The organism is Pseudonocardia zijingensis (assembly GCF_042657305.1).
Lineage (GTDB): Bacteria > Actinomycetota > Actinomycetes > Mycobacteriales > Pseudonocardiaceae > Pseudonocardia > Pseudonocardia zijingensis.
Map to the genome: position 1 here is coordinate 16,727 of NZ_JBHSKO010000035.1, position 16,552 is coordinate 33,278.

Consider the following 16,552-nt stretch of genomic DNA (forward strand, 5'->3'; position numbering starts at 1 on the left):
TCCTTTCTGCTACTTCAGCCCGCTGGTGGCGATGCCCTCGACGAGCAGCCGTTGCGCGGCGAGGAAGAACCCGACGATCGGGGCGAGCGAGAGCGTCGCCATGGCGAAGAGCGGGCCGTACGCGCTCTCGCCGGTGGCGTCGAGGAAGCCGTTGAGGCCCTGCGCCACCGTCCAGGTCTCGGGGCGCACGAGGTACAGCAGCGGCCCGAGGAAGTCGTTCCAGGTGTTGATGAACGTGAACAGGGCCGTGGTGCCCAGGGCCGGGATCGACAGCGGCAGGATCACCCGGCGGAAGGTGCCGACGTGCCCGCAGCCGTCGATCCGCGCGGCGTCGTCGAGCTCCCGGGGCAGGGTGCGGATGAACTGCACCATCAGGAAGATGAAGAACGCGTCGGTGGCCAGGAACCTCGGCACCACGAGCGGCAGGATCGTGTTGATCCAGGCCAGCTCGTTGAACAGCACGTACTGCGGCACCAGCGTGACGTGGTAGGGCAGCAGCATCGTGCCGAGCATCAGCGCGAACATCGTCCGCTTGAACGGGAAGGTGAGCCGCGCGAAGGCGTAGGCGGCCATCGAGCAGGCCACGACGTTGCCCACCACGGCGAGCAGCGTGATCACCAGCGAGTTCAGGAAGAACCGGGAGAAGTTGAGGTTCCCCAGGTTCCAGCCCTCGGTGTAGTTCTCGGTGGTGAAGTGGCTCGGCCAGATCGACAGCGTGCCGAACGCCTCGTTGCTCGGGCGGAACGACGCCCCCACCATCCACAGCAGCGGGTAGAGGATCACGAGCAGGATCGCCACGAGCACGGCGTGCCGCGCGAGCGCGATGACGAGGGGGTTGCGCGAGCGGCGCCGTCCGAAGATCATTTCTCGTCCCCGTAGTGGACCCAGAACCGGGCGCTGGCGAACAGGCCCGCGGTGAAGAGCGCCAGCACGACCACGAGGGTCCAGGCCATCGCCGCCGCGTAGCCCATCTCGAGGTTCGCGAAGCCGCGTTGGTAGAGGTAGAGCGTGTAGAACAGGGTGGAGTCCAGCGGCCCGCCCTCACCGCCGGAGATCACGTACGCCGGGGTGAACGCCTGGAACGCGTTCACCGTGGACAGCAGCAGGTTGAAGAAGATCAGCGGCGTGAGCATCGGCAGCGTGATGTGCACGAACCGCCGAACGCGGCCCGCGCCGTCCACGGCGGCGGCCTCGTAGTACTCCTTCGGCACCTGACGCAGCCCGGCCAGGAAGATGATCATCGTGGAGCCGAACGACCAGACGTGCAGCACCACCAGCGTGTACAGCGCGGTGCCCGGGTTGCCGATCCAGCTGCCGCCTTCGATCCCGACGAGCGCGAGCACCTCGTTGACGATGCCGTCCTGGCCGAACACCTGCCGCCACAGCACCGCGATCGCGACGCTGGAGGCGATCAGCGAGGGCAGGTAGAACGCGGCGCGGTAGCCGGACAGGAACCCGAAGCCCTTTTCGGGCGCCTTGCTCAGCAGCATCGCCACCAGCAGCGACACGACGAGCAGCAGCGGCACCGAGATCGCGACGTAGCGCAGCGTGACGCCGACGGAGGCGAGGTAGCGCGGGTCGGCGGTGAACATCCGCACGTAGTTGTCGACACCCACCCACTGCGCGGGGGTCATGAGGTTGTAGCGGGTGAACGACAGGTACAGCGAGTAGATCATCGGGCCGATGGTCAGCACGATCATCCCGGCGATCCACGGGGAGAGGAAGCCGTAGGCCGCGAGCGCCTCCCGGGTGCGTCGCTGCATCCCCGGCGGGCCGGGGGCGGCGGCCGGCGCCTGCGGGACGGGTGGGGCCGCGGTGCCGGCGGTCACCGCTGCTCCCCGCTGCGCGCCGCCGCGGCGCGCGCCTCGACGCGCGCGGCGAGGGTCTGGGCGAGCCACCCGGCCAGCGGCACCGCCACGTCCGCGGCCCGGGCGGCCTGCACGACCTCGGCGAGGTCCTTGCTCCACGGTCGGGAGGCCACGGGCGTACCGCTCTCGTCGTACGCGGCGGCGGTGCGGTCCCAGAAGTCGAGGTTCCGGGCGATCCACGAGTCGCCGAGGCTGGTCTCCAGCGCGGAGAGCAGCGCGGCGGTCTCGACGCCGTGCGCGGTGGCGAAGTCGATCGCCTCGTACACCCCGGCCAGGTTGGCGAACATCGTGAGCTGGTTGGCGAGCTTGGCCGCCGCGCCCGCGCCCACCGGGCCGACGTGCAGCACCGGGTCACCGACGGTGTCCAGCAGCGCCCGCAGCCGCTCGACCACCGTCGGGTCGCCGCCGGTCAGGACGGTGAGGGTGCCGGTGGCGGCCCGCTCGGCCCCGCCGCTGACCGGCGCGTCGAGCAGGTCGACGCCCTGGTCGGCCGCCACCGCGGCCAGGCGGGTGGCTGTCTGCGGCAGGACGGTGCTGTGCACGACCACGGCCCGCCCGGGCCGCTGCACGGCGAGGTAGGCGTCGAGGACCTGCTCGACGGCGGCGTCGTCGGGCACGGCGAGCACCAGCACGTCGCGCTCGGCGAGGGCGGCCACGTCCGCCACCGCGGTGGCGCCGAGCGCGACGACGGGTTCGGCGCGCTCGGTGACCACGTCGTGCACGGCGAGGTCCCACCCCGCCCGCGCGAGGGTGGAGGCCAGCGGGAGGCCCAGGTTCCCGAGGCCCGCGAGGGCCACGGAGGTCGGCGGCGCTGCCATCGTCGCTCCTGGTGGGTCAGACGCCGGCGTAGTACGCCTCGACGGCGTCGATGTCGATCGTGCTGTCGGCGGGCAGGCCGAGCGCGGCGTAGTGCTTGCGCCGCGCGTTCATGTCGGCGAGCAGGATCGCGCGCGCGTGCGTGGCCACCTCGTGCGCGACCTCGACGGGCACGACGATGCAGCCGTCGCCGTCGGCGCCGACGATGTCCCCGGGGCGCACCTGCACGCCGCCGCAGGCGATCGTCGTCTGCACCTCGACCACCTCGATCCGGCCGGGGATGATCGTGCGCCCGCGGCGGCGTACGCAGACCGGGGTGCGCTGGCGGATCACCTCGTCGGTGTCGCGGCAGTATCCGTCGGTGATGATGCCGTTGGCGCCCTTGACGACCGCGCCCATCGAGTTCTCCGAGCCCCAGAACCCGACCTCGCGCCCGCCGCCGGAGTCGGTGACGACGACGTGGCCGGGCTCGAGCCCGTCGGGCAGGCGCTTGTGCCCGTACCTGCCGAACCAGATTCCGTGCGCGCCGACGATCTCCTCGGTGGTGTCGAGCTTCCACATCGGCTTGTTGGCCGGGACGCAGCGCAGCGTCGCCGCGGGCCCCCAGAACCGCATGCCCTCCCACAGCGGCCGGATCTCCGGCGACATCAGCGTGAGGTCGAAGTAGCCGATGCCGTCGAGCGCGTCGGCGACGTCGGCCACCCGCAGGTGCTTGTAGAGGGAGCCGAGGTTCTCCGGGTCGGCCTTGTCGGGGCCTGCGGCGGGTGCGGACCGGTCGTGCGCGATCGTCATCGAGCGCCTTTCAGCTCGTCCGTGAGGTCGGCTATTGTCTACAACAGTCAAAAGACGGACGCAAGGATCGGGGTGAGCGGTGACGGACCGCGGATCAGCGGTCGAGCGCGGCGTAGGCCGAGGTCCAGAAGTCGAGCCGCACGGGGTTGTGGTCCGGGTACTCCATGCGCTGGGTCAGCAGGATCCCCACCAGGTCCTCGGCGGGGTCGGTGTACCAGGACGTGCCCAGGCCCCCGTCCCAGCCGTAGCGCCCCGGGGTGCGCCACAGGTCGTCGCCGCGCAGGCCCACCCCGACGCCGAAGCCCCAGCCGTCCACGCCGCCGAAAGACTCCTCGCACTGCTGCGGGGTGAGCCGGTTCGACGTCATCAGCTCCACCGCGCGGCGCGACAGGATGCGCGTGCCGCCGTGCACTCCCCCGTCCCGCAGCATCCGGGCGAACGCCAGGTAGTCCTGCGCGGTCGAGACCAGCCCGCCCGCGCCGTCGGGGAACGCGGGCCGGTGCGTCCAGGCGCTGCCCTCGCGCGGGTCGTGCAGTTCCAGCCCGCCCTCCGTGGCGACGTACGAGGCCGTGAACCGGTCGACGTCGGCGTCCGGCGCGGTGAACCCGGTGTCCCGCATGCCGAGCGGCTCGAAGATCCGCTCGTGCAGGAACTCCGCGAACGGCGTGCCGCACGCGCGTTCGACGAGGATGCTCTGCACGTACGAGCCGATGTTGTAGCTCCACGACCGGCCGGGCTGGTCGAGCAGCGGCAGCGTCGCGATGCGGCGCAGCCACTCGTCGGCGGTGTGCAGCAGGTCGGGCTGCGGCGGGCCGAAGCCGGCGATGCCCAGCTCCTGGGCCGCGGCGAAGTACGGCCACCCGAACGCCTCCTCGGTGAGGACCATGCCCATCCCGAGCCGGAAGTCGAGCGTGTCTCGCACGATGATGGGCCGCTGCGCCGGCACGGTGTCGTCCAGCGACGCACCTGGGGAGCGCAGCACGCGACGGTCGGCGAGCTCCGGCAGCAACCGATCCACCGGCTCGTCGAGGCGCAGCACGCACTCCTCCACGAGGAGGAGCACGGCCACCGCCGTGATCGGCTTGGTCATGGAGCTGATCCGGAAGATCGTGTCCGGCCGCATCGGCACGTTCCCGCCGAGCTCCGTCGTGCCCATCGCCTCGACGTGGATCTCGCCGTGCCGTTCGACCACGGCGACCAGCCCCGGGACCCGGCCCGATTCCACGTGCGCGGCCATGGTGCGCCGCAGCCGCTGCAACCCGGGTTCGCTGAAGCCGTTCCTGCCGTTGGAGGTCATGGTGTCCAGTGCTCCGTTCGGTGACGCGGTGGTCGGGAGGTCTGCCGGATTCAGACCGGCGGGCGGTGCCCGATTCATCGGCGCGGTGCCGGAGTGCGGGATGCTGGACGCACACGGAACAGGGAGGCCCACATGACCAGCGTCGGCGAGCGGATCGACCCGCCCAGCCTGGTGTCGCTGGCCGCGGAGTCGATCCGCAAGATGATCCTCTCCGGGGCCTTCGCGCCGGGCGAGCGGCTCGTCGAGGAGCGTCTCACCGAGCACCTCGGAATCAGCAGGCCACCCCTGCGCGAGGCGCTGCGGCTGCTGCAGAACGACGGGCTGGTCGTCACGCGGCCCCGCTACGGCTCCACGGTGGCCACCCTCACCGACCAGGACGTCTTCGAGATCCTCACGCTGCGCACCGGGCTGGAGAAGATGGCCGTGGAGCTGGGCGTCCCGGTGCAGGACCGTTCCCGGCTCGTCGCCTGCCACGAGGCGCTCGAGCGGATGGAGCGCAACGCCCGCGAGGAGGACCGCGGCTCGCTGGTCGAGAACGGCTACGCCTTCCACGCCTCGATCGTCGGGCTCGCCGGACACCGCAGGCTCTCCGAGATCTACCGCTCGGTGCAGCAGCAGATGCTGCTCTGCATGTCCCGCAACCTCGACGCCCGCGAGCGCTACTACGAGAGCCTCGTGGAGCACGTCGCCCGGCACCGCTACCTGCTGGAGCTCATCGAGGCGGGCGACCCGCAGGCCGTGCTGGCCGAGCTGGCCGTGCACGGGGAACGCAGCTTCGCCGAGCGCCGCGACCCCGACGGGTCGTGAGTGGATACGAGTGCTCCCGCACTCGTATCCACTCACGGGGTCAGAGCATCGCCAGCAGCATCGCGGCCGTGCCGCCGCTCATCAGGACCTGACCCACCCCGGTGGCGCGGGCGAACGGCGCGGCGCAGACCGCCACCACGAACGCGACGGTGACCAGCTGCGTCACCGCGGGAGCCGCCGCCCCGTGCGTGCCGTGCCCGTGGGCGGCGGACATACCGAGGACCATCCAGACCATCGCCGCGAGCGCGAGCAGGTGGTGGGCACTGCCGTCCGGCCCGGCCGGGTCGAGCACCCGCGCGGCGAACACGACGGCGAGCACACCGAACACCAGGAGCTGCACGGTGCCGCCCACCGTGTGCGGCCCGGCGGGCCACCCCCACGCCATCCCGGCCATCGCGCCGCTCATGGCGAGGTGTGCCAGCTCGGCCGTGCGGTCGGCACCCGCCCGCGCGACCAGCCGGACCAGCGAACCGGCACCGGTGATCACGAAGAGCACCGTGAACGCGAGCGCGAGGACCGGACTCGTCATGGCGCGACCATCCCGTCATGTGGCAACCAGCGGGTTGCCATAAACGCTATAGCAGCTCACTGGTTGCGTCAACGCCGCGCGGTCAGGACAGCGGCACCAGCTCCGGACCGGGCACGATCCGGCCGGTGATCGTCCCGATCTGCTCCACCTCGATCGAGACGACGTCGCCCGGCTGCAGCCACGGGTAGCGCTCGGAGCCGTGCAGCCCGGACAGCTCCAGCAGGCACCCGGTGCCGACGGTGCCGCTGCCCACCACGTCCCCGGGCAGCAGCCGAGTGCCGCGGGAGGCGTAGGCCAGCATCTGCCCGAACGACCAGTGGATGTCGGCCCACGTCCCGCCGCCCTGTTCGCGCCCGTTCACCGACGCCCGCATCGCGAGGCGGTAGCCCCTGCCGTCGCGGTAGGGCTCGAGCTCGTCGGGGGTGACGAGGACCGGGCCGATCGAGGTGGCGCCGTCCTTGCCCTTCGCCGGGCCCAGCCCTGCCGACGACTCGCGGCGCTGCACGTCGCGGGCCGACCAGTCGCAGAGGATCGTGTAGCCCGCGATGCAGGCCTCCGCCTCTGCCGGCGAGAGGTCGCTGCCAGCCCGCCCGACGACGGCCGCCACCTCCACCTCGTAGTCGAACGCCTCGCAGCCCGGAGAGATCGGGACCTCCTCGTCGGGCCCCAGGATCGCGGCCGGGTTGGAGAAGTAGAAGACCGGCTGCTCGAACCACACGGGCGGCGGGTCGGTGCGGCCGAGGGCGTGCACGGCGTTGCGCAGGTGCTCCTCGAACGACAGGAAGTCCCGCACGGAGGGCGGGCGCGGGATCGGGGCCACGAGCTGCACGTCGGCGAGGTCGACGACCTCGACGGGTGCGGCCACGGCCCGCTCGGCCGCCTCGGCGAGACCCGACTCGATCAGCGCGAGCAGCGTGCCGTCCAGCCCGTGCACGCGCCCGTCCCGCAGCAGTCCCGGACGCTCGGCGCCGTCGGCGGCGCGGTAGGTGACCCAGCGCATCAGGCGAAGCACCCGATCGGGCCGCCGTGGAACGCGACCATGTCCGGCCACACGGCGTCGAGGGGGATCCGGGTGCCGAGCGGGTGCCCGTCGAGCTCGTTGTAGGCGCGGTGCAGGTTGCCGACGAGCCGCTCGCTCTCCTGCCAGGAGGCGAACCGGTTGTCCTTCTCCATCGTGGCCGCCTCCAGGGGTGTGCGCCCGGCCGCGTGGTGCTCGCGGGCCACGGCGTCGACGAACGCCCCGTACTCGGTGAGCTCGTCGAGCAGCGCCGGGATCTCGTCGCCGCGGCACACCGGCCCGTGGCCGGGCACGAGGACGTCGGGTTCGAGCTCGCGGATCCGGGCGAGGGCGGGTCGGTAGCCCGCGACGCTGCCCTCCACGAGGAACGGCTGGCCACCCGCGAACGCGAGGTCGCCGGCGAAGAGCACGCGCTCCTGCGGCAGCCACACGACCACGTCGCTGCGGGTGTGCGCCGGGCCGACGTGGATCAGCTCGACCGCCCGCCCGCCCAGGTGCAGGGTCATCGCGCCGGTGAACGTGACGTCCGGCGGGCGGATCTCGAGGCGGCCGTAGTCGGGCCCGGTGAGGACCTGCGCGGCGACGAGCCCCGCGGCGAGCACGTCCTCCCGGCAGTGCACGTGCCCGATGACGGGCGTCTGCGCCGGCACGAGCCAGTTGCCGTAGGTGTGGTCGCCGTGGTGGTGGGTGTTCACCAGCGCCCGCGGGTCGCCCGGGCAGACGGTGGCGACGGCGTCGAGCAGGGCCCGGTTGCGCGCCTCGGTGGACGTGGTGTCGACGAGCAGGTGCCCGGTCTCCCCGGCCACCGCACCGGTGTTGTTGATCATCCAGCTCCCGTCGGGCTGGACGTAGGCGAAGACGCCGGGCGCCAGCTCGGTGAGCTCGGGCGGGGGCATCGTGGTCATGCGGTCCTCTCCAGGGTCGGGGCCGGCTCCGGCTGCCGGTCGGTGCGGGGTAGCAGGAACGTCAGCAGGCCGGCGGCCGCGAAGAACGCCGCGCAGACGAGCAGGCCGCCGGACAGGCCGATGACGGCGGCGAGCGCGGCCAGCCCGAACGGCGCGAACGCCGACACGCCGCGGCCGACGTTGAAGCAGAAGCCCGCCCCGGTGGTGCGGATGCGGGTGGGGAACAGCTCCCCGATGTAGGAGCCGAACAGGCCGGTGAAGGCGGCGAAGAACGCGAACAGCGGCCCGAACCACAGCAGGGCCGTCTGGTTGGTGGTGAGCGCGTAGAGCGGGAGCGTGACCGCCACGCCGAGCAGCGAGACGATGATCGCCGACCGCCTGCCGATCCGGTCGGCGATCAGGCCGAACACGTTGTAGCCCACGAACATGCCGAGGTTGAGCACCGTCATGAACACCGCCACCGTGGCCGTCGGGATGCCCCGCTCGGTGGCCAGGTAGGTCGGCAGCCAGGTGGAGCCGCCCCACCAGCCGGTGAGCGCGAGGCCGGCCACCAGCGTGGCGACGATCGTGCGCCGCCGCACGGCGGGGGCGAAGATCTCGGTGACCGACACGCGGCCGCCCGTGTCCGCCGCCCGCGCGTCCGTCCACGCCTTCGACTCCGGGAAGAACGGGATCACCACCAGCAGCGGGAGCACGACCCCGGCCCCCGCCACCAGGAACATCAGCCGCCAGTCCGGCAGGAAGAGCCCGGACAGCAGCGCCGCGGCGACACCGCCGATGGGGAAGCTGCTCAGCACGAACGCCGCCGCACGTCCGCGGGACTCGCTCGGCCACGTCTCGACGACGTAGGCCGACACCACGCCCCACACGCCGCCGAGCCCGAAGCCCGCGACGAACCGCAGGAGCAGGAAGAGCTCGAAGTTCGGGACGGCCACGAGCGCCGCGGTGAAGACGCCGAACACGGTGAGCGAGCCGATCAGCGCGGTCTTGCGCCCGAAGTTGTCCGACACGTACCCGGCCAGCAGGCTCGAGAGCCCGATCCCGAGCAGCGTGGCCGTGGCGAGCAGGCCTGCCTGCCCCGCGCCGAGCCCGAGGTCCTCGCGGATCGCCGGCAACGCCAGCGACAGCAGGATGATCTCCATCGCGTCGAACATGTAGGCGAGGAAGCTCCCGCCCAGCACCACCCAGCGCATCCGCATCGCGTCTCCTCTTCGAAACGATGCACCGGACTGTACGGACGTCCAGTCAGTCTCGTCCAGTAGTGTGGGCGGATGACCGAGGCCCCCGAGCGCGCTGCCGTCGCCGAGACCCCGATCGCCCGGCGCGAGCGGATCCTCGACGCCGCCGAGCGGGTGTTCGCCGAGGCCGGCTACCACGCCACCACGCTGCGGCAGATCGCCGCCGCGGCCGACGTCAAGCTCTCCCTGATCGGCTACCACTTCGAGTCGAAGCTCGCGCTCTACACGGCGGTCTTCGCCCGGCGCCAGCACGTCAACGAAGAGCGGCTGCGGCTGCTGGAGGCCATCGAGGACCCGACGGCCCCCGAGGCGCTCGACCGGATCGTCGCCGCGTTCATGGACCCGGTGGTGGCGCTCGCGGAGGAGGGCGCCTGGTACCGGCGGCTCGTGCTGCGGGAGGCCGCCGACCCGTCGAGCATGCAGCGGCCGGTGATCGCCGAGCTGTTCGACCCGATGGCACGGCGGTTCATCGCCGCGCTGAAGCAGGCGCTCCCCGGCAAGCCGCCCGGGTTCCACGAATGGGCCTACCTGTTCGCCGTCGGCGCGCTCACCCAGAGCGCGTTCGACGACCGCTTGAGCAACCTCACCGACGCTCCCCCACCGGCCTCCAACGTCGAGCTCCTGCGCGCGTTCATCACGGCGGGCTGGCGGCACGGCTGACGCACCGCACGTCGCGACATAGGGTGGCAACCGCTTTCCTGAAAGGGGACCCGGTGTCGAACCACCCACCGCGCGTCGCGCTGATCGGCGTGCACGGTTACGGCCAGGTGCACCTCGACGGCCTGCTCCGCCTCGCCGCCACCGGGGCGGTGCGGGTGGCGGGGCTCGCCGACCCCCGCCCGCCCGACCCGCAGGCCCTGGAGCGGGTGCGGGCGCTGCCCGGCGGGGCCGGCGTGCCGATCGTCGCGGACGCGGCCGAGCTGCTCGAGCGCGTGCGCCCGGACGTCACGATCGTCTCCACCCCGATCCACACCCATCTGCCGCTGGCCCGGCTCGCGCTCGCCACCGGCTCCCACCTGCTCGTGGAGAAGCCGCCCACGGCGTCGATGGCGCAGTTCCGGGAGCTGTCAGCCGAGGTCGCGGCGGCCGGCCGGGTGTGCCAGGTCGGGTTCCAGTCCTTCGGCTCGCACGCGCTGGCCCACGCGGCCCGGCTCGTGGCCGACGGCGCCGTCGGGCGGCTGCGCGGCGTTGGCGTGCACGGCGCGTGGGTGCGGGAGCGGTCCTACTTCACGCGCGCGCCGTGGGCCGGCCGGATGAGCCTCGACGGCGTGCCGGTCACCGACGGCGCGCTCACCAACGCGTTCGCCCACGCCACGGCGTCGGCCCTGCGGGTGGCCGGCGTGCGCGACGACGCCGCCGTCACCGTGGAGCTGGAGCGCTACCGCACCGCCTCGCCCGAGGGCGACGACACCGCCGCGGCCCGGCTCACAGCGGACGGGGTGCCGATCGTCGTGGCCGTCACGCTGTGCGCCGCCGAGCACCGCGCCCCGGTGATCGTCGTGCACGGCGAACGGGGCCGCCTGGAGCTCGAGTACACCACCGACACGCTCACCGGGCACACCGCCGACGGCACCGCCGTCACCGGGCCGCCCGGGCGCACCGTGCTGCTCGACAACCTCGTGGCCCACCTCGCCGACCCCGCCGTGCCCCTGCTCGCCCCGCTCGCCGCGTGCGCGCCGTTCATGCACCTGCTGGAGGCCGTGCGGCGCGACGGGCCGGCCCGCCCGCTCCCCCGCGCCGCCGTGACCGAAGTCGACGGCCGCCCGGTGGTGGCCGACGCCGACGCCACCGTCCGGCGCTGCGCGGAGCAGCTGGCGCTGTTCTCCGAACTGCCCGGAAAAATCTTCGAGGGTGGTGTCGAGAACCCGCGACCGGCTCCGTCCCCGGAGCGGACGTGACCAGAATGGGTCGCGCCGAGACCGGAGGAGAAGCCCGATGGCCAAGTACCTGCTGCTCAAGCACTACCGCGGCGCGCCGGCGGCCGTGAACGACGTCCCGATGGCCCGGTGGACGCCCGAGGAGATCTCGGCGCACCTGCAGTACATGAGCGACTTCGCGGCCCGGCTCCAGGAGACCGGCGAGTTCGTCGACAGCCAGGCCCTCTCCCCCGAGGGCACGTTCGTGCGGTACGACGGCGAGGGCCGCCCGCCGGTCACCGACGGCCCGTTCGCCGAGACCAAGGACCTCATCGCGGGCTGGATGGTGATCGACGTCGACAGCTACGAGCGCGCCGTCGAGCTGGCCGGTGAGCTGTCGGCCGCACCGGGAGCCGGCGGCAAGCCCATCCACGAGTGGCTCGAGCTGCGGCCCTTCTACGGCGTACCGGCCACCGTCACGGAGTGACGCGGCCGGTGGACGACGCGCTGATCCGCAGCCTCGTGCCGGGCGTGCTCGGGGTAATCGTCCGGCGCGGGGCCGACTTCGCGGCGGCCGAGGACTCCGTGCAGGACGCGCTGGTCGAAGCGCTGCGGGTCTGGCCGTCGGATCCACCACGGGACCCGAAGGGCTGGCTGGTCACCGTGGCGTGGCGGAAGTTCCTCGACGCCACCCGGGCCGAGACCGCCCGCCGGCGCCGCGAGGACGTCGTCGACGAGGAGCCGACCCCCGGTCCTGCGCCCGCGGTGGACGACACGCTGCAGCTCTACTTCCTGTGCGCGCACCCGTCGCTGACGCCCTCGTCGGCGGTGGCGCTCACGCTGCGCGCCGTCGGCGGGCTGACCACCCGCCAGATCGCCCAGGCCTACCTGGTGCCCGAGGCCACGATGGCGCAGCGCATCAGCCGGGCCAAGCGCACCGTCGCGAGCGTGCGGTTCGACCGGCACGGTGACGTCGCCACCGTGCTGCGCGTGCTCTACCTGGTGTTCAACGAGGGCTACTCCGGCGACGTCGACCTCGCGGCCGAGGCCATCCGGCTCACCCGCCAGCTCGCGGCGGTGATCGACCACCCGGAGGTGGCGGGCCTGCTCGCCCTCATGCTGCTGCACCACGCCCGCCGCGCGGGTCGCACCGCACCCGACGGCAGCCTCGTGCCGCTGGCCGAGCAGGACCGCAGCCGGTGGGACACCCGCATGATCGCCGAGGGCGTCGCGATCCTGCAGGCCGCGCTGGCCCGCGACCGGCTGGGCGAGTTCCAGGCCCAGGCCGCCATCGCGGCGCTGCACGCCGACGCACCCACCGCCGAGGAGACCGACTGGCCGCAGATCGTCGAGTGGTACGACGAGCTCGTGCGCCTCACCGACAGCCCGGTGGTCCGGCTCAACCGCGCGGTGGCCGTCGGGGAGGCCGACGGCCCGCGGGCCGGGCTGGCGGCGCTCGCCGAGCTCGACGACGCGCTGCCCCGCCACACCGCGGCGGCGGCGTACCTCCACGAGCGCGACGGCGACCTCGCCACGGCGGCCCGGCTGTACGCGGAGGCGGCCCCGAAGGCCCCCTCGCTCGCCGAACGCGACCACCTCACCCGTCAGGCCGCGCGGCTGGGCGCCCTCCTCCGCTGACGGCGGGCGCCCCCGCCGCGGTCGAGGCGGATGCGCACCGCGACGGCGGCGCAGACCACCACGGCGAGCCCGCCGAGCACGGTGGCCCACGTCAGCTCCTCGCCGAGCAGGAGGGCGGCCCAGGCGATCGTGAGCACCGGCTGCACCAGCTGCACCTGGCTCACCTGCGCGATCGGGCCGATGGCGAGACCGCGGTACCAGGCGAAGAAGCCGAGGTACATGCTCACCGCCGCGAGGTAGGCGAACGCGGCCCACTCCTGGGGCGTGGCCGAGGGCGGCGCGCTCACGACGGAGGCGGCCGTCCCGGCGAGCATCACGGGTGCCGCCAGCACCAGCGCCCACGACACCGTCTGCCAGGAACCGAGCTCGCGCGCGAGCAGCCCGCCCTCGGCGTACCCGACCGCGGCCGCGACCACGGCGCCGAACAGCAGGACGTCCGCCACGTGCAGCCCGCCGAAGCCGCCGCTCTGCAGCGACGCGAACGCCAGCGCGGCGACGGCGCCGACCGCGGCCGTCACCCAGAACGAGCGCGGCAGGCGTTCCCGGGTGCGCAGCACGGCGACCGCGGCGGTCGCCACCGGCAGCAGCGCGATCACCACCGCGCCGTGGCTCGCGGGCACCGTCGTCAGGGCGAACGAGGTGAGCAGCGGGAACCCGGCCACGATCCCGGCCGCCACCACGGCCAGCCGCACCCACTGGCGGCGGGTGGGCGGTCGTTGCCGGGTGACGGCGAGGGCCACCGCGGCCGGCAGCGCGGCCACGACCGCCCTGCCCGCGCCGATGAACAGCGGGGACAACCCGCCCACGGCGACGCGGGTGAAGGGAACCGTCAGCGAGAACGACAGCACGCCCAGCAGACCCCACCAGGGCCCAGCCGATAACGCGTGAGCCGTCGTGCGAGTAGCGCTACTGTTCCGTAACATGTCTGACGATAGCAGTGCGCGGATCGTCGCGGGCCTGCGCACGTGGCTGGCGACGGCGCCGCCCGGGGCGCGGCTGCCCTCGAACCGGGAGCTGGTGGCGCGCTACGGGGCGAGCCCCGTGACGGTGCAGAAGGCCATGCGCACGCTCGGGGCGCTCGGGCTGGTGGAGAGCAGGCCGGGTGTCGGCACCTTCGCCCGGGCCGTACGCACCGCCCGCGCCCCCGACTACGGCTGGCAGACGGCCGCGCTCGGGGCCCCGCGCACCCACCTGCCGCCCGTGTCGTCGCCGCTGCGCAGCGCCTCCCCCGACGCGATCGGCCTGCACGCCGGCTACCCCGACCGCACGCTCCTGCCCGAACGCCTGGTGCGCTCCGCGCTCGCCCGGGCCGCCCGCGGCGACGCCGCGCTCGTGCGCTCCCCCGTGCCCGGCCGCCCGGAGCTGCGGGCCTGGTTCGCCACCGAGCTGGCCGAGGCCACCCCGCCGGGCGTCACCCCGCCCTCGGCGCGCGACGTCGTGGTCGTGCCGGGCAGCCAGATCGGGCTGAGCGGCATCTTCCGGGCGCTCGTGGGCCCCGGGCGCCCGCTGCTGCTCGAGTCCCCCACCTACTGGGGCGCCATCCTCGCCGCGGCCCAGGCCGGGGTGCGCACCGTGCCGGTGCCCAGCGGGCCGGACGGCCCCGACCCCGACGAGCTCGCCCGCGCCTTCGCCGAGACCGGCGCGCGCGTGCTGTACGCCCAGCCCAACTACGCCAACCCGACCGGCGCCCAGTGGTCCCGCGAGCGGGCGCAGCGGGTGCTCGACCTCGTCCGCGCCCACGGGGCGTTCCTGGTGGAGGACGACTGGGCCCACGACTTCGGCATCGAGACCACGGCCCGCCCGCTCGCCGCCCACGACGACGCCGGCCACGTCGTGTACGTGCGGTCCCTCACCAAGAGCGTGTCGCCCGCCGTGCGCGTGGCCGGGATCATCGCCCGCGGCCCGGCCCGCGACCGCGTCCTCGCCGACCACGGCGCGGAGTCGATGTACGTCAGCGACCTGCTCCAGGTCGCCGCCCTGGACGTCGTCACCCAGCGCGGGTGGCTCACCCACCTGCGCGGCCTCGCCCAGCAGCTGCGGTCCCGGCGCGACCTGCTCGCCGGCGCCCTCGCCGAGCACGTGCCGGACGCGCACCTGGACCACGTCCCCCGCGGCGGCCTGCACCTGTGGGCCCGGCTGCCCGACGGCACCGACCTCGACCGGCTCACCCGCGACTGCGAGGCCGCCGGCGTGCTGATCGCCCCGGGCACGGAGTGGTTCCCCGCGGAGCCCTCCGGCCCGCACGTGCGGCTCAACTTCTCCGGTCCCGACCCCGCGCGCTTCCCCGACGGCGCCCGGGTCCTGGGAGAGGCACTGGCCACCCAGACCTAGCCCCGCCCCACCCGCCCGCCTCTGACGCCAGCATGGTGGCTTTGCTGGCGCATTACGCCAGTAAAGCCACCATGCTGGCATTCGGGGGCCGGCGTTCGGGGGGCCGGCACCCGTGGGGCGCGGGGCTGCGGGGGCGCCTCAGCGCATCGCCGCGTTGCCCGCCTCCTGGGCCTGCTGCAGCCCCTCGGCCACCGGGGTGCGGCCGGCGAAGACCTCGTTGAGGATCGGGTTGAACGCCGTGGACGCCGCCTCGAACTTGGGGCCCGCGGGTGCCGGGATCGTGGCGGTGCCGCCCTCCTCCCCGAAGAAGCGGGTGTCGACGCCCTGGCCCTCCCAGTAGTCGTAGTAGTCCTGCTGCGCGGAGGTGACGGCGGGCAGCGCCGCGCCCTCGGACCCCACGTACGAGGCACCCTCGGGCGAGCCGATCCAGCGCAGCACCTTGAGGATGGCGTCGCGGCGGGGGCTGTCGGCGTTGCCCGCGGCGATCACGCTGTTGACCACGCTCACCCGGCCGGTGGGGCCGTTGAGCAGCGGTGCGATGCCCCACTCGAACGCCGCGCCGTCGCCGACGTTCTTGAGGTTGTAGGTGCCCGACTGGAAGAGCGCCATCTTGCCCTGCAGGAACTGGTCGCGGCTGAAGTCGGGGTTGTCGTTGGTGTCGGCCGCCGACGGCGCCACGTGCTCGGTGTTGATCAGCTTCACCAGGTAGTCGAAGGCCTCGACGGTCTTCGGGTCGGTGAAGGTGAGCGACTCGTCCGGGCCCTGGATGCTGCCGCCGTTGGAGCCGGCGAAGTTGAAGTAGATCGCCTGCAGGTCGCGCGCCGCGTTGAAGCCGTACTGGGTGATCGCGCCCGGGTCGAAGCCGGGCTGGTCGGCTGTGCGGCCGGCGCTGTCGACGGTGAGCTTGCGCGCGGCGGGCAGGAACGTGTCGGCCGCCGGGTCGGACGGGTTCCACGTGAGGTTCGCCGGGTCCACGCCGGCGGCGTCGACCATGGCCTTGTTGTAGTAGACGACGATGCGCCCGTCGGTGAGCGCGGGCACGCCCCACAGCGTGCCGCCCCGCGAGTACTGCTCCACGGCGGCAGGCACCCAGTCCTCCTGCTGGTCGGCGAGCTCGCGGCCCACGTCGATCAGCTTGCCGCCGTCGGCGAGCGCACCGAAGTTGGAGCTGTTGAGCCAGTAGACGTCCTCCGCGGTGCCGCTCGCGACGTCCAGGCTGAGCCCGGTGAAGTAGTCGCTCCAGGGCACGACGTTCAGCTGGACCTGCACGTCCGGGTTCTGCCGCGTGAACTCGTCGAACGACTGCTCGTACGCGGTGGCGACCTGCTCGTCCCAGATCCGCACCGTGACGGTGGTGGCGCCGTCGGCCGCCGGGGCGTCGTCCGGCGCGGCGGGCGAGCAGGCGGCGAGGGCGAGCGCGGCGGCCAGCACCGTGACGAGTGGACGCAATCTCATGT

At 73.4% G+C, this 16,552-nt stretch carries 17 protein-coding genes; 6 read left to right on the forward strand and 11 right to left on the reverse strand.

Translation table 11 applies throughout. The features are described from left to right. Positions 1 to 9 precede the first annotated feature (9 nt). The 5 genes from ACFPL3_RS38355 to ACFPL3_RS38375 all read right to left on the reverse strand — a co-directional run bounded on the left by ACFPL3_RS38355 (position 10) and on the right by ACFPL3_RS38375 (position 4,773). Positions 10 to 864, reverse strand: a complete 855-nt coding sequence (locus tag ACFPL3_RS38355) for a carbohydrate ABC transporter permease (RefSeq protein WP_343945025.1) — start codon at positions 862 to 864, stop codon at positions 10 to 12. Then, complete coding sequence (locus tag ACFPL3_RS38360; RefSeq protein ID WP_379590667.1) at positions 861 to 1,829, reverse strand: carbohydrate ABC transporter permease; 969 nt, start codon at positions 1,827 to 1,829, stop codon at positions 861 to 863. Before ACFPL3_RS38360 ends, ACFPL3_RS38355 begins: the two co-directional genes overlap by 4 nt. Then, complete coding sequence (locus ACFPL3_RS38365; RefSeq protein WP_379590669.1) at positions 1,826 to 2,686, reverse strand: NAD(P)-dependent oxidoreductase; 861 nt, start codon at positions 2,684 to 2,686, stop codon at positions 1,826 to 1,828. Before ACFPL3_RS38365 ends, ACFPL3_RS38360 begins: the two co-directional genes overlap by 4 nt. Positions 2,687 to 2,702: 16 nt before the next feature. Next, positions 2,703 to 3,476 (reverse strand): RraA family protein, encoded by a 774-nt coding sequence (locus ACFPL3_RS38370; protein WP_343945493.1) that lies wholly within the window; start codon positions 3,474 to 3,476, stop codon positions 2,703 to 2,705. 94 nt (positions 3,477 to 3,570) lie between these two features. Continuing rightward, on the reverse strand, positions 3,571 to 4,773 hold the full coding sequence (locus tag ACFPL3_RS38375; protein ID WP_343945494.1) for a serine hydrolase domain-containing protein: 1,203 nt from the start codon (positions 4,771 to 4,773) through the stop codon (positions 3,571 to 3,573). A gap of 132 nt (positions 4,774 to 4,905) precedes the next feature. Here ACFPL3_RS38375 and ACFPL3_RS38380 point away from each other — a divergent pair, with 132 nt between their 5' ends. Beyond that, positions 4,906 to 5,580, forward strand: a complete 675-nt coding sequence (locus ACFPL3_RS38380; RefSeq protein WP_343945495.1) for a GntR family transcriptional regulator — start codon at positions 4,906 to 4,908, stop codon at positions 5,578 to 5,580. A gap of 40 nt (positions 5,581 to 5,620) precedes the next feature. Here ACFPL3_RS38380 and ACFPL3_RS38385 read toward each other — a convergent pair whose 3' ends face one another. The 4 genes from ACFPL3_RS38385 to ACFPL3_RS38400 form a co-directional block, all read right to left on the reverse strand. Continuing rightward, the gene (locus ACFPL3_RS38385; RefSeq protein WP_343945496.1) at positions 5,621 to 6,109 is read right to left on the reverse strand and encodes a DUF5134 domain-containing protein; all 489 of its coding nucleotides are present in this window, start codon (positions 6,107 to 6,109) and stop codon (positions 5,621 to 5,623) included. Positions 6,110 to 6,191: 82 nt separating this feature from the next. After that, positions 6,192 to 7,109 carry a fumarylacetoacetate hydrolase family protein gene (locus tag ACFPL3_RS38390; protein ID WP_343945497.1) on the reverse strand — a complete coding sequence of 306 codons (918 nt, stop codon included), beginning with the start codon at positions 7,107 to 7,109 and terminating at the stop codon, positions 6,192 to 6,194. Next, on the reverse strand, positions 7,109 to 8,032 hold the full coding sequence (locus ACFPL3_RS38395) for an MBL fold metallo-hydrolase (RefSeq protein ID WP_343945498.1): 924 nt from the start codon (positions 8,030 to 8,032) through the stop codon (positions 7,109 to 7,111). Before ACFPL3_RS38395 ends, ACFPL3_RS38390 begins: the two co-directional genes overlap by 1 nt. Then, on the reverse strand, positions 8,029 to 9,231 hold the full coding sequence (locus tag ACFPL3_RS38400) for an MFS transporter (RefSeq protein ID WP_343945499.1): 1,203 nt from the start codon (positions 9,229 to 9,231) through the stop codon (positions 8,029 to 8,031). The genes ACFPL3_RS38395 and ACFPL3_RS38400 overlap by 4 nt, the downstream gene beginning before the upstream one ends. A gap of 72 nt (positions 9,232 to 9,303) precedes the next feature. Here ACFPL3_RS38400 and ACFPL3_RS38405 point away from each other — a divergent pair, with 72 nt between their 5' ends. From ACFPL3_RS38405 to ACFPL3_RS38420, 4 genes are read left to right on the forward strand one after another with little or no spacing between them, the layout of a single operon-like run. Next, positions 9,304 to 9,930, forward strand: coding sequence for a TetR/AcrR family transcriptional regulator (locus ACFPL3_RS38405; protein WP_343945500.1), 627 nt, complete (start codon positions 9,304 to 9,306; stop codon positions 9,928 to 9,930). A gap of 53 nt (positions 9,931 to 9,983) precedes the next feature. Further along, positions 9,984 to 11,168, forward strand: a complete 1,185-nt coding sequence (locus ACFPL3_RS38410) for a Gfo/Idh/MocA family protein (RefSeq protein ID WP_343945501.1) — start codon at positions 9,984 to 9,986, stop codon at positions 11,166 to 11,168. A gap of 37 nt (positions 11,169 to 11,205) precedes the next feature. Beyond that, on the forward strand, positions 11,206 to 11,613 hold the full coding sequence (locus tag ACFPL3_RS38415; RefSeq protein WP_343945502.1) for a YciI family protein: 408 nt from the start codon (positions 11,206 to 11,208) through the stop codon (positions 11,611 to 11,613). A gap of 8 nt (positions 11,614 to 11,621) precedes the next feature. Continuing rightward, positions 11,622 to 12,764, forward strand: coding sequence for an RNA polymerase sigma factor (locus ACFPL3_RS38420; protein WP_343945524.1), 1,143 nt, complete (start codon positions 11,622 to 11,624; stop codon positions 12,762 to 12,764). Here ACFPL3_RS38420 and ACFPL3_RS38425 read toward each other — a convergent pair. After that, positions 12,731 to 13,687 (reverse strand): DMT family transporter, encoded by a 957-nt coding sequence (locus ACFPL3_RS38425; RefSeq protein ID WP_343945503.1) that lies wholly within the window; start codon positions 13,685 to 13,687, stop codon positions 12,731 to 12,733. The two genes, ACFPL3_RS38420 and ACFPL3_RS38425, sit on opposite strands and share 34 nt — an antisense overlap. On the opposite strand from ACFPL3_RS38425, the gene ACFPL3_RS38430 reads away from it, so the two are divergent. Further along, positions 13,686 to 15,095, forward strand: a complete 1,410-nt coding sequence (locus tag ACFPL3_RS38430; protein ID WP_343945504.1) for an aminotransferase-like domain-containing protein — start codon at positions 13,686 to 13,688, stop codon at positions 15,093 to 15,095. The genes ACFPL3_RS38425 and ACFPL3_RS38430 overlap by 2 nt on opposite strands. Positions 15,096 to 15,233: 138 nt before the next feature. Here ACFPL3_RS38430 and ACFPL3_RS38435 read toward each other — a convergent pair whose 3' ends face one another. Further along, positions 15,234 to 16,550: an ABC transporter substrate-binding protein gene (locus ACFPL3_RS38435; RefSeq protein ID WP_343945505.1), complete on the reverse strand. Its 1,317-nt coding sequence runs from the start codon at positions 16,548 to 16,550 to the stop codon at positions 15,234 to 15,236. Positions 16,551 to 16,552 lie beyond the last annotated feature (2 nt).

Bases quoted from the DNA above. Each gene is read 5' to 3' on its own strand.
- ACFPL3_RS38370 (WP_343945493.1), bottom strand. From the start codon at position 3,476: ATGACGATCGCGCACGACCGGTCCGCACCCGCCGCAGGCCCCGACAAG.
- ACFPL3_RS38425 (WP_343945503.1), bottom strand. From the start codon at position 13,687: ATGTTACGGAACAGTAGCGCTACTCGCACGACGGCTCACGCGTTATCG.
- ACFPL3_RS38415 (WP_343945502.1), top strand. From the start codon at position 11,206: ATGGCCAAGTACCTGCTGCTCAAGCACTACCGCGGCGCGCCGGCGGCC.
- ACFPL3_RS38435 (WP_343945505.1), bottom strand. From the start codon at position 16,550: ATGAGATTGCGTCCACTCGTCACGGTGCTGGCCGCCGCGCTCGCCCTC.
- ACFPL3_RS38390 (WP_343945497.1), bottom strand. From the start codon at position 7,109: ATGCGCTGGGTCACCTACCGCGCCGCCGACGGCGCCGAGCGTCCGGGA.
- ACFPL3_RS38380 (WP_343945495.1), top strand. From the start codon at position 4,906: ATGACCAGCGTCGGCGAGCGGATCGACCCGCCCAGCCTGGTGTCGCTG.
- ACFPL3_RS38405 (WP_343945500.1), top strand. From the start codon at position 9,304: ATGACCGAGGCCCCCGAGCGCGCTGCCGTCGCCGAGACCCCGATCGCC.
- ACFPL3_RS38430 (WP_343945504.1), top strand. From the start codon at position 13,686: ATGTCTGACGATAGCAGTGCGCGGATCGTCGCGGGCCTGCGCACGTGG.
- ACFPL3_RS38375 (WP_343945494.1), bottom strand. From the start codon at position 4,773: ATGACCTCCAACGGCAGGAACGGCTTCAGCGAACCCGGGTTGCAGCGG.
- ACFPL3_RS38355 (WP_343945025.1), bottom strand. From the start codon at position 864: ATGATCTTCGGACGGCGCCGCTCGCGCAACCCCCTCGTCATCGCGCTC.
- ACFPL3_RS38395 (WP_343945498.1), bottom strand. From the start codon at position 8,032: ATGACCACGATGCCCCCGCCCGAGCTCACCGAGCTGGCGCCCGGCGTC.
- ACFPL3_RS38400 (WP_343945499.1), bottom strand. From the start codon at position 9,231: ATGCGGATGCGCTGGGTGGTGCTGGGCGGGAGCTTCCTCGCCTACATG.
- ACFPL3_RS38365 (WP_379590669.1), bottom strand. From the start codon at position 2,686: ATGGCAGCGCCGCCGACCTCCGTGGCCCTCGCGGGCCTCGGGAACCTG.
- ACFPL3_RS38385 (WP_343945496.1), bottom strand. From the start codon at position 6,109: ATGACGAGTCCGGTCCTCGCGCTCGCGTTCACGGTGCTCTTCGTGATC.